The following is a 14,197-nucleotide window of genomic DNA, read 5'->3' on the forward strand; positions in this document are numbered from 1 at the left end:
CCCAACCCCTGGAGAGCAACGCATGAAACTGAAGCTGACATCCCTCCTGAAGACCTGCGCCCTCGCATTGGCCTGCCATGCGCTGGCCACCCCCGCGGCGCTGGCCCAGACCTGGCCGGCCAAATCGGTGCGCATCATCGTGCCTTACGGCACGGGCGGCGGCGCCGACATCCTGGCGCGCCAGCTGGGCGCCAGCCTGCAGCAGTCCTGGGGCCAGGGCGTGGCGGTGGAAAACCGCACCGGCGCCTCGGGCAACATCGGCTCCGAAGTCGTGGTGAATTCGCCGGCCGACGGCTACACACTGCTGCTGCAAAACAGCACCATGGTGGTCAACATGGGCTTGGGCATGAAACTCAATTACGACCCCGAAAAAGACCTGACGCCCATCATGCTGCTGGGCATCACGCCGATCGCCCTGGTGGCCCACCCCAGCCTCAACGTCAAAAACCTCAAGGAGCTGCAGGACTATGCCAAGGCCAACCCCGGCAAGCTCAGCTACGGCTCCTGCGGAGTGGGCACGCCCATGCATTTCGTGATGGAACTCGTCAAGCAGAAGACCTCGCTGGACGCGGTGCACGCCGGCTACAAGGGCTGCGCGCCCGTGGTGCCCGACGTGGTGGGCGGCCAGATCCCGCTGGCCATCCTGAGCGCCAACCTGGCCGCGCCCTACGCCAAATCGGGCCGGCTCAATGTGATCGGCGTGGCCAGCCAGAAGCGCTATTCGCTACTGCCCGACACCCTCACCTTTGAAGAGCAAGGCCTCAAGCCGCTGGACTTTTCGACCTGGTTCGCGCTGATGGGACCGGCCAAGATGCCGCCGGCCGTCGTCAGCAAGATCGTCGCCGACGTGCAAAAGGTGCTGGCCGATCCCGCCGTGCAGTCGCGCCTGTCGAATGCGGGGGTCGAGCCCTATGCGGGCAATGGCGCGGCGGTGGTGAAGCTGATCCGCTCGGACAAAATTCGCTACGAACAGCTGGCCAAGGCAGCCAACATCAAGCCTGAATGAGAGCCTTTAGCGCTGACTTAGCTGCAGCGCAACCAGCATGCGCTGCAGCGGCTGGGTTTCTGGCAGCACATAAACAATGCCGCGGCTTTTCCCCAGCGCGGGGCCGACCACCGTTTCGTAAAAGCTGACCGGCACCACCACACAGCCCATGGAGATGCGGTTGTCGTCGGGTGTGTCGGACGCCAGCCGTTCCGCACGTCGCTCGGCCACGGGCGCGGGGCGCAGGCGGTGGATGGCCAGCTTGGCCGCGTAGTCGATCCAGACAATCGCTTCGCCCTGCAGGTTGTGGCCGGGCTCGGAGACAAAGCGGCCCGCGGGCGTGGTGCGCTCGTAGTCACGCAGGCTGGCCACGCTGCGCTGGGCCATGCCGGGCACGGTCTGGTCGCCGGGCGCCAGGCCCATCAATGCGGGCGATGCGCCGCGCAACTGCCCGTCAGCCTCGAACACAAAGATGCGCCCGCCTTTTTTATCGACGATGACAAAAGGCAGGCCCTGGTTGTCGTGCGCGTCCACCACCCAGCGCAAGGCCTGGCGGGCATCCGTGGAAGCGGCCACCAATGCCATGCCGGTGTGGGGATTCGCGGCGGCGGGGCCGGCAGAAGTCTCCGTATAAGGTGCCAGCGGCGCGGCCAGGGAGAGCAAGGGGCCGGCGGCAAAAACGGCAAATGCCACCGTGCGAAGTATGCGAGCGTGCTTCCTGCCTTTGAACAACATTCGGGTCCTGTGCCTTGCGCCGTTGCGTGCGCGAACGCACATTGGAAAGCCGGGTGATTAACGCTTAACGCGCCCGGCGGTCGTTGCGCCATGTTAACGATGCAAGCAATTGTGCTCAACGGAAAAACCCTGAAACCGCTCGGAAACTCGCTCCTGTTTAGATAGCAGAAAATCCTTTGGCAGAAACGAAATTACCGTGTTAGGCCGGCCAACAGGATACGGTGCCCGGGCATGTAACAGTCGCTTTGGCCGGGATTTTTTCGGGCAAAAGATGCTGGCGCGCAACACAAAACGGGCGCCAGATTGGCGCCCGTTACAAGTTACAAAAATCGGGGAGGAAAACTCAGGCCGCAGGAGCCGTTCCCTGCCGGACGGCGAGTTCATGCGCCGCCGGAAACACCTCGGCCAGCGGCTTGACCTCGGGCAGCACATAGACCACGCCGTAGCTGGCATTGAAGGCCGGCTTGAGCACGTTTTCAAAAAAAGCGACCGGCATGTTGATGCAACCATAGGAAATGCGGTTGTCATCCGTGGTGGCCGAAGCCAGGCGCTCCAGCCGGCGCTCCTTGGGCTCGGTGGTGCGCACGCGGTGCATGGAGACGGCCGCGTCGTAATCGACCCAGACCACATCCTCGCCGGTTGCGTTGCGCCCGGGCTCACCCAGGAAGCGGCCGGCGGGTGTGGTGCGCTCTTCGGGCCGCACTTGCGCGATGGGCCGCCCGCCTATGCCGTCCACCGAATCGTCACCGCGCGCGGCGCCTATCAGCACCGGTGTGGCGCTGCGCAGCTTGCCCGAAGGCTCAAAGACGAACACCTTGGTGTGGGCCTTGTCGAGGATGACAAAAAAGAGCTTGCGGTTGTCGCCCGAAGTGACAACCCAGTTGGCGACCTGGCGGGCGTTGTCGGAGGCGCTCTCGCCGCCGAAATCGGCGACGCGCGGTGTCTGCTGCAGCGCGGATTGGGCCTGAGCGGTGTAGACAGGCCTCACCTGGTGCGCGCGGAATATCGGCAAGACCACAACCGCCACGGCTACGCCCCACAGCACGCCCTGCTTGATGCCGTCCAGGATGTCCGAGCGCGTGTCGTCCTGCGGCGCGCCTTCAGGTGCGGGCCGGCCGGAAAAATTCAGGAGGTCCCGGAACTGATGAAAGAAAGTTTGCATGGCGCTGGCGCCGTTAAAAAAGGGAAACAAAGGCCATGCCCGTGCATGAAAACGCCCCGGGAACCGCCGCATGCCGGCATGCGGGGGCCGCCCGGGGCGGGTGTCACACCAAGGTGCATGGTGTCCCTGGCTTAGTTACGGTCAGCCTGGGCGGGACGCTCGGCCTGGAAGCCTGTGGTGTCCGTGGTGCTGGGCGCGGCCGCAGGTGCTGCGCTGTCAGGCGTGGTGACCTGGTTCTGCATGGTCGCGTCGGTCGGCGAAGCGGGTTGCGTGGTGGTGTCAGGGGTCTGGGCGTAAGCCATACCGATGGCACCTACAACAGCTGCGGCGGCGAAGGCGGATGCCAGGGTCTTGGATGCTTTCATGGTTTAACTCCTTGGGTCATGCCCATCACAGGCAATCGGGTTGGTAAATTCGCTGGCCGTATTGCCAGCTAGGTTCAATTTACGAACAGGAGGGAAAGCGTTTCGTCGGCCTCCTACAGCGCGCCATGTAGGACAAGCGAGGTCACAAAATGCTACGCACTGTGCCTGCCGCAGTGGGCGCAGGGCTTACTCGTTGGGGTTGTTGCCCTTGATGCCATGCGTCGCCTTGATGGCGAGCTGGAGTTTTTCGAGCTCGTCGATGAGCGCATCTATCTTCGCGAAATCTTTCTCGGGCGCGGCCTGCAGCGCCTCCAGCTGCGCGCGCAGGCGCGCGTAATCAGTCTCGAGGCGGGCGGCCTTCATGCGGGCACCGCGCCGCGCTTGGGGCTGGCATTCACCGCGGCACGCCTGTCGGGGCTGCTGCCCGCAGCGGCCTTGGGCGCGGCGGTGAAGAGGTCGACCTGCGGGTCATCCACGCTGCGCGGGCCGTATTGCAGGTCGGGGCCGACCAGGCGCTGGAGTTCGCCATAGCCCGTGGCCAGCGCCGTGTCGTAGGCGGCGAAGCTGATATCCGAGCAGGACACCGATTCGAACACCCCGGGCTTGCCGAAGCTTTCGAGAATGCGCCAGACAAATTCGCCGGGCGCGGTTTCCTCGACGGTCAAGGCCAGGGAGCGCAAGGGTGCACTGAGCTGTGCAGTGGCCAGTGTGGATTGGGTCATGGAAAGGAATCCTCAAAAAATCCGGGCGTGCCGGGTGCAATGACGGGTGTGAAGGCGTGCGCGCGCGTTGCAGCGCAGCTTGGAGCGCGGCAAAAAAATATCAAGGGGATGAAACGTAACTTTCGGCGACGCGGCCGATGGCGGCGAACAGGAAAAGACGGTGACGGCGGCGCCGCGCGGGCCAGTGTCCGGTGTCATCTTGGCGGGGGCGGCGGCTTGCATGTCGGTGTTCGCAGTCCCGCCAGTTTACGCACGGAAATATGACAATTTGCGGTGATTAGTACCGGAAAAATGTAGGAGAAAGCCGACAGGCGCTCCCACGCGGAGGCGTCAACTTAAATGGGTATATTGCAGGCACGGCCAGCCTTGCATCGTGCACAGCGGCGCCACGACCAGAGAACCCATGAAAAGCCTCTACAAATACTTCTTCCGCGGCCTGATCACCATCCTGCCGGTGGCCCTGACGGTCTACCTGCTCTACATCTTCCTGGCCTGGATGGAAACCGCGGCGCTGTGGGTGCTGCGCCCGCTGATCGGCAGCTTTTACATCCCGGGCCTGGGCCTGGTGTTCGGCGTGCTCAGCATCCTGGTGATCGGCTACCTGGTCTCCAAACAAAGCGTGCGCAAGCTGCTGTCTTTCGCGGAACTGCCCTTTACCAACCTGCCGGTGGTCAAAAGTATTTATTCCTCGCTCAAGAGTTTTGCCGACTATTTTTCGCCTTCGGGCAAGCAGGGCGAACAAAGCGTGGTGATCCTGCGCATGCCCGGCCATGCGATGGAAATCGTCGGCCTGATCACGCGCCGCAGCTTTGCCGACCTGCCGCCGGGCTTCCTGCCCGGCGAGCGCGTGGCGGTATATCTGCCCATGGGTTACATGATTGGCGGCTACACGGTCTTCGTGCCGGCCGACTGGGTGCAGCCCATAGACATGTCGGTGGAGGAAGCCATGCGCTCCTCGCTGATCGCCTGGATGGCGCGCCCGCCGGCCCAGGGCAGCGGCGGCACGGCCGGCTGAGCGTTTGCGGCCGTGCCGGGGGTGCGTAAAGGTTTGTGATCTTTGGTTTCCCACATGGACAAATCGTGTGGCAGGACTATATTGGGCCGGTCACACATACATTCGCATCCTTGATGCGCCCCGGCTATGACAACAGAGACAACAAGCCGCAAGCTGCCGCTCTACCGGTCGCTTTACTTCCAGGTGATCTGTGCGGTGATCGCCGGCGTGCTGCTGGGGCACTTCTACCCCGAGGCCGGCAAGCTCATGAAGCCGCTGGGCGACGGTTTCATCAAGCTGATCAAGATGATGATCGCGCCCATCATCTTCTGCACTGTCGTGATCGGCATCGCCGGCATGGAAGACATGAAGAAGGTCGGCAAGACCGGCGGCCTGGCGCTGCTGTACTTTGAAGTCGTCAGCACCTTCGCGCTGATCATCGGGCTGGTGCTGGTCAACGTGTTCAAGCCGGGCCAGGGCATGAACGTCGACGTCTCCACGCTGGACACCAAGGCCATCGCGGCCTATACCGGCCCCGGCAAGATGGTGGGCACAACCGACTTCATCATGAACATCATCCCGACCACCGTGGTCGACGCCTTCGCCAAGGGCGAAATCCTGCAGGTGCTGCTGATCGCGGTGATGTTCGGCTTCGCGCTGCACCGCTTCGGCGGTCGCGGCACGCTGTGTTCGACTTCGTCGAGAAAACCTCGCACGTGCTGTTCACCATCGTCGGCTTCATCATGCGGGTGGCGCCCATAGGCGCTTTCGGCGCGATGGCCTTCACCATAGGCGCGTATGGCGTGGACAGCCTGGTCTCGCTGGGCAAGCTGATGGCGGCTTTTTACGCGACCTGCCTGATCTTCATCTTCGTGGTGCTGGGCACCATCGCGCGCGTGCACGGCTTCAGCATCTGGAAGTTCATCAAGTACATCAAGGAAGAGCTGCCGATCGTGCTGGGCACCTCATCGTCCGAGTCGGTGCTGCCGCGCATGATGGAAAAAATGGAGAACCTGGGGGCGAAGAAACCACCGTGGGCCTGGTGATCCCGACGGGTTATTCCTTCAACCTGGACGGCACCTCGATCTACCTCACGATGGCGGCGGTGTTCATCGCCCAGGCCACCAACACGCCGATGACGCTGATGCAGGAAATCACGCTGCTGGCGGTGCTGCTGCTGACCTCCAAGGGCGCGGCGGGCATCACCGGCAGCGGTTTTATCGTGCTGGCCGCCACGCTGTCGGCCGTGGGCACCGTGCCCGTAGCCGGGCTGGCGCTGATTTTGGGCATAGACCGCTTCATGTCGGAGGCGCGGGCCCTGACCAACCTGATCGGCAACGGCGTGGCCACCATCGTGGTCGCCAAATGGACGGATGAGCTGGACACCGACAGGTTCAAGGCCGGGCTCAACAACGAGACCTGGGTGGAAGCCCAGGAACCGGAAGTGCTGGTCAACCGGAAGACCGAACACATGGCGACCGGGCGCCACTGAAACACATCACACGCCACCAATAACAAAGCCCGGCAGGCGGAGAAAACTCCACCTGCCGGGCTTTGTGTTTTTGTACTGCGGCGAACCGCCGTTTTAGCGGGCCTGGCGCGGTGCCGGTCCCGGGCCGCGGCCCGCGATGTGACGGAAGGTGATGCGGCCTTTGCTCAGGTCGTAAGGCGAGAGCTCCAGCGACACCTGGTCGCCCGCAAGAATGCGGATGTGGTTCTTGCGCATCTTGCCCGAGGTGTAAGCCACAAGCTTGTGGCCGTTGTCGAGCGTGACGCGAAAGCGCGAATCAGGCAACACTTCGTCGACCAGCCCATGCATTTCAATCAGTTCTTCTTTGGCCATGATGTAACTCCTAGGGAATTGAAAAAATTGTCCGTGATGTCTGTTGTGAGGGCTGGCAAGGCTTTATGCGCAGGCCGGCGTCGAACGCTCGTGGATCCAGCCGAGGGCATGTTCCGTCGCGTAATGCACGGCCGCGGCCGCGCTGTCAAAGAGGTCGCTGAAGCGCATCACGCGGTCATGCGTGGCGCTGCCGCTTCCGGAGCGGATGGAGACCGATGCAGCGTAGCGTTCGCCTTGCTGCTTGGCCAGTGGTGAGACAAGGTACTTGCCCACCGCGATTTTGGTGTGATCTACGTTCATAAAAATTCCGTGCCGGGTTATGTGTCCCGGCTTGATAAATAAGGAGTAATCGGCTTGCGAGCAAGCCGGCGGGTGTTCGGTGTCCACCCGCCTGGCCTTTGTCAGGGGCTGGGCTGGTTGAGCCATGCGTGGGCACTGTCGGGAATAGTGCTCGCCGGGAAAACGGAACAGTGTTGAGAGGGTTCAGCGCTGTATGGGCACTGAAAACACTGTGGATTCGGGCTCTGGGAAGCGCCGCAATTGAGAAGGAAACCTGTTGGGAAAAGGCTTCGATGTAAAAAGCTGATGCTTTACCGAAGCGCTTATTGTAACCGCCCGGCGCAAATCGCGCCTTTTGCCTTGTTTGGGCAGAACTCAGCCCTCGAATTGCGGGTGCAACTGCCGGATCCGGTTCATCGCCATACCCGCGGCGGCGGTGCGGGTTTCCACGCCCAGCTTGGCGTAGACGCGCTCCAGGTGCTTCTTCACGGTGGCCGGGCTTGAGCCCAGGATGTCGCCGATGTCGCGGTTGGTTTTTCCCTTGACGACCCAGTACAGCACCTCGGCCTCGCGGGCCGTGAGCTTGAAGCTCAGGCTCATGGCCTCGACCACCGCATCGTCGGAAATCTCGCGCATCACGATCAGCCAGTCTCCGCTGCCGCCGGCCCCGCCCTCGGCATCGCCGGTCTGCTGGTGCAGCCGGAAGGTCAGCCGGCGCGGCCCCTGCTCCACCGCCAGGCGCGGCGGCTCGATCTGGCGTTCGGCGTCCGCCATGTGGCGGCGCAGCCAGGCCAGCACCGGCTCGGGCGTCTGCGGCGCGGCGGTGCCGTAGTAGCGCATCAACAGGTCGCGCGCCAGCGGCGTCTGCCAGACCAGCCGGCCGTCGGCCGCGCCGCCCATGCGCACCGTGATGCTGGCATAACCAAAGGCGTCCAGCGCATTGCGCGCCTGGCCGGCCTGGCGCGCCTCCTGGCGGGCGCGGCGCGCGCCCTGCAGGTGCACACCCATGCGCGCCATGACTTCCTTGGGCTTGATCGGCTTGGTGACGTAGTCCACGCCGCCTGCCTCCAGCGCGGCCACCAGGTGCTCGGTTTCGGTGAGGCCGGTCATGAAGATGATGGGGATGTGGCTGGTCTCGGCCATGGCCTTCAGGCGCTTGGCGACTTCAAAACCGTCCATGCCCGGCATCATGGCGTCGAGGAGCACGATGTCGGGCCTGGCCTGCAGCGCGCGCTGCAGCGCGGCCTCGCCGTTGGTGGCGACCAGCACGGTATAGCCCGACTCGTCGAGCGCGTCGTGCAGCACCGACAGGTTGTCGGGCACGTCGTCGACGATGAGCACGACGTCGCTGTTGGCGCGGTCCAGTGTGTGGTCCAGGCTGCGGTTCAGCGGGTTCAGTGTGGCGGGGGAATCTTCAAGCACGCTGCTCATCGCGGTCCTCCTGGTTGGCGAGCTGGCGGCCCATGGCCTCGAACTGGAACTGCCGCGCCAGCACGCGCATGTCGTCGACAAAGGCTGCGGTGTCGGGCTGCTGCCGTTCGATGTCCGCCAGTGTGTTCATGATGCCGCGGTAAAAGCCGAGGGTCACCACCTCCTGCAGCGCGGCCAGCTGCGCGGCGTCCGGCAGCACGCGCAGTGCGGGCGCCGGCGCGGGCAAGGCCTCGGCGGCCTCGTCGTAGCGCCAGGTCAGCGACAGGCGCCGCTCCAGCCAGGCAATCAGCTCGGTGTGGCGCACGGGTTTGAGGATGAAGTCCTCGGGCAGGATGCCGGCGTCGTTCTCCATACCCTTGTCGAAGGCGTTGGCCGAGACGATGGCCAGGTGGATGGCCTCATGGCCGGAGCCGCGCACGCGGCGCAGCGTCTCCCAGCCGTCTATGCCCGGCATGGCCAGGTCCATGAAGATCACGTCGGGCTGGTAGCCGGCGGCCAGCAGGTCCAGGCAGTCGTGGCCGCTGGCGGCGGTGCGCAGTTCAAAACCCATGGGCTGCAGCAGCTGCACCAGCAGTTCGCGGTCTGGCTCTTCGTTGTCGACCACCAGCAGCTTGCGGCGCGGGCCTTCGTAGCCGCGCGGCCGGCGCCGCGCCGGCCGGGTGATCGCATCCTTGGTGGCGCCCGCCGGCAAATGCACCTCGGGCAAAAACAATCGGATGCGGAAGACGGAGCCCTCGCCCGGCGTGCTCACGACGGTCATCTCGCCGCCCATAAGGTCGGTCAGCATCTTGGCAATCGTCAGGCCCAGGCCGGCGCCCGGCGTGCCCGCGGCGCTCTGGCCCGCCGCGGCGCCGCGCGCGAAGGGCTCGAAGATGCGCGCGAGCTCGGCCTCGCGCATGCCGGGGCCGGTGTCTTCAATGTCGATGTAGGCCATCTCGCGCGCATGGCGCAGCCGGAAGGTCACCTGCCCCTGCACCGTGAACTTGATGGCATTGCCCAGCAGGTTGATCAGGATTTGCCGCACGCGCTTTTCGTCGGCGCGCACCAGCTCGGGCAGGTTGCCGCTGGCCTCGAAGTGGAAGGCCAGGCCCTTGGCCGCGGCCTGCAGCTCGAACATGCCGGCCATCTCGTGCACACAATCGGCGAAGTGCATGGGCTTGACGTTGAGCGTGAGCTTGCCGGCCTCGATGCGGGCGATGTCCAGCGTGCCTTCGATCAGCGACAGCAGATGCTCGCCGCCCCGCTTGATGACACTGACGGCCTGCTTGCGGTGCGGCGGGATCGCGCTGTCTTCGCCCATGAGCTGCGCATACCCCAGGATGCTGTTGAGCGGCGTGCGCAGCTCGTGGCTGATGGCGCTGATGTAGCGGCTCTTGGCCTGGTTGGCCTGGTCGGCGTGGTGGCGCGCCTCTTCGGCGACCACCCTGGCCTGCTGCAGCGCCTCGTCGGTCTGGCGATGCGACTCGATCTCACGCATCAGCAAATGCGTCTGGCGGTTCGATTCCTCCTGCGCGACCTGCCGGCTCTTGTGCGCCAGCACCAGCCACCAGGCGACCAGGCCGGCAATCACCAGCAGCGCCATATAGGCCTTGAGGAAGCCCGACTTCAGCGCCGGCTCGGACGGCGCCAGGTCGGTCAACGCGCTGAGTTCCTGGTGGTAGAGCAGGCCGAACACGCTGGCCAGCAGCGGCACGATGATCAGCATCAGCAGCAGGAAGTGGCCCAGGCCGGTGTCCAGGTAAGGCCAGGCGCGGCGCGGCAGCAGCCAGCGCAAGGTGGCCGACCACTGCGCCGACAGGCTCGCATGCGGCTTGCACAGGTCGCCGCAGCGCGCGTCCAGCGTGCAGCACAGCGAGCAGATCGGGCCCTGGTAGGCCGGGCAGTGCGCCATGTCGGGGCCCTCGTAGGCGCGCTCGCAGATCACGCATTGCTGGGTCGCATAACGTTTGTAGCTTCCTTCACCGGCCGTAGCACCTGAACTGCGCGCGATGTAGTACTTGCCCTTGGTGGCCCAGGCGATCAGCGGCGCCGCCACAAAAGCCGTGCCCATGGCGATCACGGCGGAGAAAGCCTGCGCCATTTCGCCATACAGCCCCAGGTGCGCCGTGATGGACAAGGCCGAGGCCAGCGCCATGGCGCCCACACCGACCGGGTTGATGTCGTACAAATGCGCGCGCTTGAACTCGATGCCCGGCGGGCTCAGGCCCAGCGGCTTGTTGATGACGAGATCGGCCACCACCGCCATCACCCAGGCGATGGCGATGTTGGAATACAGGCCCAGCACGTCACCCAGCGCCTGGAAGACGTTCATCTCCATCAGCATGAAGGCGATCAGCGTGTTGAACACCACCCACACCACGCGCCCCGGATGGCTGTGCGTGATGCGCGAGAAAAAATTCGACCAGGCCAGCGAACCCGCGTAGGCATTGGTCACGTTGATCTTGAGTTGCGACACCACGACGAAGAGCGCGGTCGCGGCCACCGCCATGCCGTAGTGCGGGAACACATATTCATAGGCCGCGAGGTACATCTGGTTGGGGTCGACCGCGCGGTCCAGCGGCACCATGTTGGAGATCGCCAGGTAGGCCAGGCAAGCGCCGCCCAGCATCTTGACCACGCCCAGAAACACCCAGCCCGGCCCGCCCACCAGCACGCCGCCCCACCAGCGCCAGCGGTTGGCCGGCGTCTGCACCGGCATGAAGCGCAGGTAGTCGGCCTGTTCGCCCATCTGGGTGATCAGCGCGATGCCCACCGTGAGCGCGGCACCAAACAGGTGCAAATTGAACTCGCCGCCCGTGCCTTTCTCCCCGCCGTAGTGCAGAACGCCTGAAAAGGCACCAGGATCGCGCAGCAGCACGAACACAAAGGGCACGACCAGCATGACCAGCCACAAAGGCTGGGTCCAGACCTGCAGGCGCGAGATGGCGGACACGCCGTGGGTGACCAGCGGGATCACCAGCAGTGCGCAGATCAGGTAGCCCCAGCTCGGCGGAATGCCCAGCGCCAATTCCAGCGCATAGGCCATGACGGCCGCCTCCAGCGCAAAAAAGATAAAGGTGAAGGACGCGTAGATCAGCGAGGTCAGCGTGGAGCCTATGTAGCCGAAACCAGCGCCGCGCGTCAGCAAATCCATGTCCACGCCGTAGCGCGCCGCATAAATGCTGATGGGCAGGCCGGCCAGGAAGATGATCAGGCCGGTGGCGACGATGGCCCAGAAGGCGTTGGTAAAACCGTACTTGACCAGCAGCGTGGCGCCCACCGCCTCCAGGATCAGGAAGGAAGCCGCGCCGAAGGCGGTGTTGGCGACCCGCCATTCCGACCACTTGCGAAAGCGCTGCGGCGTGAAGCGCAGCGCGTAGTCTTCCATGGTTTCGCTGGCGACCCAGCTGTTGTAGTCGCGCCTGACCTTGATGATGCGCTGCAGCGGCGGCGCCTCGCCCGCCAAAGGCGCGGCCACGGCCGCGTCGGGCGGCAGTGGCGGCTGCAGGGGCGTGAGCGGGGCGTCCATGGGGTGGGCAGATGCGCCGGGCGCGGAGTGATTGACCCCGTTCAGGTGCATGTTCTGTGCCATGCGCCCCCTGGGCTGCCCCGCGGCCTTGGTGGGCCCCGCTTCTTATGGCACCATTCTTGCACCCCGGCAAGCATCCCCAAGCCGGCAGCCTGCCCTGAGAGAGCCCCATGGAATTGACGCCCCGCGAAAAAGACAAGCTGCTTATTTTTACGGCCGCCCTGCTGGCCGAAAGGCGCCGCGCCCGCGGCCTCAAGCTCAACTACCCCGAGTCCGTCGCGCTGATCAGCGCCGCCGTGATGGAAGGCGCGCGCGACGGCAAATCCGTCGCCCAGCTCATGAGCGAGGGCCGCACCGTGCTGACCCGCGCCGACGTGATGGACGGCATCCCCGAGCTGATCCCCGACATCCAGGTCGAAGCGACCTTCCCCGACGGCACCAAGCTGGTCACCGTGCACCAGCCCATCGTCTGAATATCACCCGCTTCTCATTTCAAACTACAACATCGCCCAACAGGAGATTGCCGTGCGTTTTTCCTTGATGCCTTCATCCCTTACTCTGCGTACTCTGCGCGCCTTGCTGGCCTTCGCGGCCGTGCTGCCCGCCGCCGCCTTCGCGCACACCGGCGTGGACGGCCACACGCACCTGAACTTCATGACCGGCTTCCTGCACCCGCTGACAGGCATGGACCACCTGGCCGCCATGGTGGCCGTGGGCCTGTGGAGCGCCCTGGCCGCGCGCCGCGCCGGGCCCGAACTGCTGTGGGGCCCGCTGGGTTTTGCCGGCATGCTGCTGGCGGGCGCCTTGCTGGGACTGCAAGGTGTGCAGATCCCCGCCGTTGAGCCCATGATCGCGGCCTCGCTGCTGGTCACCGGCTTGCTGGTCGTGTCGCGCTGGCATGTGCCAGGCATCGCGGCCGCGCTCATCGTCGGCGTGTTCGCCGTCTTCCACGGCCTGGCCCATGGTTATGAACTGGCCGCTGCGCCGAATGCCTGGGCCGCGCTGTCGGGCATGCTGGCGACCACCTTGCTGCTGCACCTGGCGGGCCTGGGCGCCGGCTGGGCGCTGCGCAGCGCCAATGTGTGGCTGCCGCGCGCGGCCGGCGCCGCTGTCGCCATTTTTGGCGTGACCCTGCTGGCCCAACTGGCCTGAGGACGCGCCATGATTCCCGGCGAACTCATCACCGACGGACCCGACCACGTGCTCAACGCGGGCCGGCGCACGCTGACCGTCGTCGTGCAGAACACGGCCGACCGGCCCATCCAGGTCGGCTCGCACTACCACTTCGCCGAAACCAACGGCGCGCTCGGCTTTGACCGCGACGCGGCGCGCGGCATGCGGCTGAACATCGCATCGGGCACCGCCGTGCGCTTTGAGCCCGGGCAGCAGCGCACCGTCGAGCTGGTGGACTTCGCGGGCGACCGAAAGGTCTACGGCTTTCGCGGCCTGGTCCAGGGCGGGCTCTGAGCCCCGCCAAGCCAGTGCACAGCCATGACGACACTGTTCATCTCCGCGTTTTTCCTGGGCCTGGTGTTTAACGCCGCGCCCGGCGCGGTGTTCGCCGAGACGGTGCGCCAGGGCGTGCGCGGCGGCTTCCGGCCCGCCTTCCAGGTGCAGGCGGGTTCGCTGGTGGGCGATGCCGTCTGGGCGATCCTGGGCCTTGCCGGCATAGGCCTGGCCATGCAACTCGATGCCTTGCGCTGGCCGCTGGGGCTGGCGGGCGCGGCCTACCTGGCGTGGCTGTCCTGGGACAGCTGGCAAGCCGCGCGGGTCGAACACACGATGGACGCCGGCGCGGCACCGGCCGCGCAGGGCGCGCTGAAAAAAGGCATGGCGCTGTCGCTGACCAACCCGCAGAACATCGCCTACTGGGCCGCCATGGGCGGAGCCATGGGCGCGGTGGGCGTGGCGCACCCGGGCGCCGCGGACTACGCCATCTTTTTTGCCGGCTTCATGGTCGCGTCCGTCGTCTGGTGTTTTGTCTGCGCCGCCATTGTCGACCGCGTGTTCCGCCGCCTGGGCGCGCGCTGGGCGCGCTTCACTTATCGCCTCTGCGCGGTGGCCCTGCTGGCCCTGGCCCTGGGCACGCTGCGCGAGCTTTTTGACCCGGCGGCCGACGCCGCGGCGAACGGGCCGCGCGCCGCCCGTTCGGCAACGCCGGCCCCGTAATTTT

The 14,197-nt window shown here is 65.3% G+C and carries 16 protein-coding genes and 1 pseudogene; 7 read left to right on the forward strand and 10 right to left on the reverse strand.

Translation table 11 applies throughout. From position 1 onward, the window contains the following. Nucleotides 1-22 precede the first annotated feature (22 nt). Complete coding sequence (locus ACLV8F_RS13890; protein WP_411884791.1) at nucleotides 23-1,006, forward strand: Bug family tripartite tricarboxylate transporter substrate binding protein; 984 nt, start codon at nucleotides 23-25, stop codon at nucleotides 1,004-1,006. Between the two features lie 6 nt (nucleotides 1,007-1,012). Here the strand turns inward: ACLV8F_RS13890 and ACLV8F_RS13895 are convergent, their stop codons facing one another. The 6 genes from ACLV8F_RS13895 to ACLV8F_RS13920 all read right to left on the reverse strand — a co-directional run bounded on the left by ACLV8F_RS13895 (nucleotide 1,013) and on the right by ACLV8F_RS13920 (nucleotide 4,191). Next, on the reverse strand, nucleotides 1,013-1,678 hold the full coding sequence (locus ACLV8F_RS13895) for a hypothetical protein (protein WP_411884792.1): 666 nt from the start codon (nucleotides 1,676-1,678) through the stop codon (nucleotides 1,013-1,015). 385 nt (nucleotides 1,679-2,063) lie between these two features. Continuing rightward, entirely contained in the window at nucleotides 2,064-2,882 is an 819-nt protein-coding gene (locus tag ACLV8F_RS13900) for a hypothetical protein (RefSeq protein WP_411884793.1), read from the reverse strand. A 131-nt stretch (nucleotides 2,883-3,013) separates the two neighbouring features. After that, nucleotides 3,014-3,247, reverse strand: a complete 234-nt coding sequence (locus tag ACLV8F_RS13905) for a hypothetical protein (protein ID WP_411884794.1) — start codon at nucleotides 3,245-3,247, stop codon at nucleotides 3,014-3,016. 186 nt (nucleotides 3,248-3,433) lie between these two features. Then, nucleotides 3,434-3,610, reverse strand: coding sequence for a hypothetical protein (locus ACLV8F_RS13910; RefSeq protein ID WP_411884795.1), 177 nt, complete (start codon nucleotides 3,608-3,610; stop codon nucleotides 3,434-3,436). Next, nucleotides 3,607-3,969: a hypothetical protein gene (locus ACLV8F_RS13915; RefSeq protein ID WP_411884796.1), complete on the reverse strand. Its 363-nt coding sequence runs from the start codon at nucleotides 3,967-3,969 to the stop codon at nucleotides 3,607-3,609. The genes ACLV8F_RS13910 and ACLV8F_RS13915 overlap by 4 nt, the downstream gene beginning before the upstream one ends. A 12-nt stretch (nucleotides 3,970-3,981) precedes the next feature. Further along, a complete protein-coding gene (locus ACLV8F_RS13920) occupies nucleotides 3,982-4,191 on the reverse strand; it encodes a hypothetical protein (protein ID WP_411884797.1) in 210 nt (69 codons plus the stop codon). Nucleotides 4,192-4,372: 181 nt separating this feature from the next. On the opposite strand from ACLV8F_RS13920, the gene ACLV8F_RS13925 reads away from it, so the two are divergent. Together ACLV8F_RS13925 and ACLV8F_RS13930 are read left to right on the forward strand one after the other, a co-directional pair. Beyond that, nucleotides 4,373-4,984, forward strand: coding sequence for a DUF502 domain-containing protein (locus tag ACLV8F_RS13925; protein ID WP_411884798.1), 612 nt, complete (start codon nucleotides 4,373-4,375; stop codon nucleotides 4,982-4,984). A gap of 126 nt (nucleotides 4,985-5,110) precedes the next feature. Next, nucleotides 5,111-6,455 (forward strand): annotated as a pseudogene (locus ACLV8F_RS13930) (dicarboxylate/amino acid:cation symporter). Nucleotides 6,456-6,548: 93 nt separating this feature from the next. On the opposite strand, the gene infA reads toward ACLV8F_RS13930, so the two are convergent. The 4 genes from infA to ACLV8F_RS13950 all read right to left on the reverse strand — a co-directional run bounded on the left by infA (nucleotide 6,549) and on the right by ACLV8F_RS13950 (nucleotide 12,024). Further along, complete coding sequence (gene infA, locus ACLV8F_RS13935; RefSeq protein WP_092132708.1) at nucleotides 6,549-6,806, reverse strand: translation initiation factor IF-1; 258 nt, start codon at nucleotides 6,804-6,806, stop codon at nucleotides 6,549-6,551. A gap of 63 nt (nucleotides 6,807-6,869) precedes the next feature. After that, entirely contained in the window at nucleotides 6,870-7,106 is a 237-nt protein-coding gene (locus ACLV8F_RS13940; RefSeq protein ID WP_411884799.1) for a hypothetical protein, read from the reverse strand. 354 nt (nucleotides 7,107-7,460) lie between these two features. Continuing rightward, a complete protein-coding gene (locus ACLV8F_RS13945; RefSeq protein WP_411884800.1) occupies nucleotides 7,461-8,516 on the reverse strand; it encodes a response regulator in 1,056 nt (351 codons plus the stop codon). Further along, on the reverse strand, nucleotides 8,500-12,024 hold the full coding sequence (locus ACLV8F_RS13950) for an ATP-binding protein (protein ID WP_411884801.1): 3,525 nt from the start codon (nucleotides 12,022-12,024) through the stop codon (nucleotides 8,500-8,502). The genes ACLV8F_RS13945 and ACLV8F_RS13950 overlap by 17 nt, the downstream gene beginning before the upstream one ends. A gap of 170 nt (nucleotides 12,025-12,194) precedes the next feature. Here ACLV8F_RS13950 and ACLV8F_RS13955 point away from each other — a divergent pair, with 170 nt between their 5' ends. The 4 genes from ACLV8F_RS13955 (at nucleotide 12,195) to ACLV8F_RS13970 (ending at nucleotide 14,193) form a co-directional block, all read left to right on the forward strand. Beyond that, nucleotides 12,195-12,497 carry an urease subunit gamma gene (locus ACLV8F_RS13955; RefSeq protein ID WP_007874763.1) on the forward strand — a complete coding sequence of 101 codons (303 nt, stop codon included), beginning with the start codon at nucleotides 12,195-12,197 and terminating at the stop codon, nucleotides 12,495-12,497. Between the two features lie 67 nt (nucleotides 12,498-12,564). Next, nucleotides 12,565-13,176, forward strand: a complete 612-nt coding sequence (locus ACLV8F_RS13960) for a HupE/UreJ family protein (RefSeq protein WP_411884861.1) — start codon at nucleotides 12,565-12,567, stop codon at nucleotides 13,174-13,176. Nucleotides 13,177-13,185: 9 nt separating this feature from the next. Continuing rightward, a complete protein-coding gene (locus ACLV8F_RS13965) occupies nucleotides 13,186-13,491 on the forward strand; it encodes an urease subunit beta (RefSeq protein WP_411884802.1) in 306 nt (101 codons plus the stop codon). Nucleotides 13,492-13,515: 24 nt separating this feature from the next. Next, complete coding sequence (locus ACLV8F_RS13970) at nucleotides 13,516-14,193, forward strand: LysE family transporter (RefSeq protein WP_411884803.1); 678 nt, start codon at nucleotides 13,516-13,518, stop codon at nucleotides 14,191-14,193. The last annotated feature ends 4 nt before the right edge of the window (nucleotides 14,194-14,197 follow it).

This window comes from Polaromonas sp. YR568 (assembly GCF_943369675.1).
Taxonomy (GTDB): Bacteria; Pseudomonadota; Gammaproteobacteria; order Burkholderiales; family Burkholderiaceae_C; genus Polaromonas.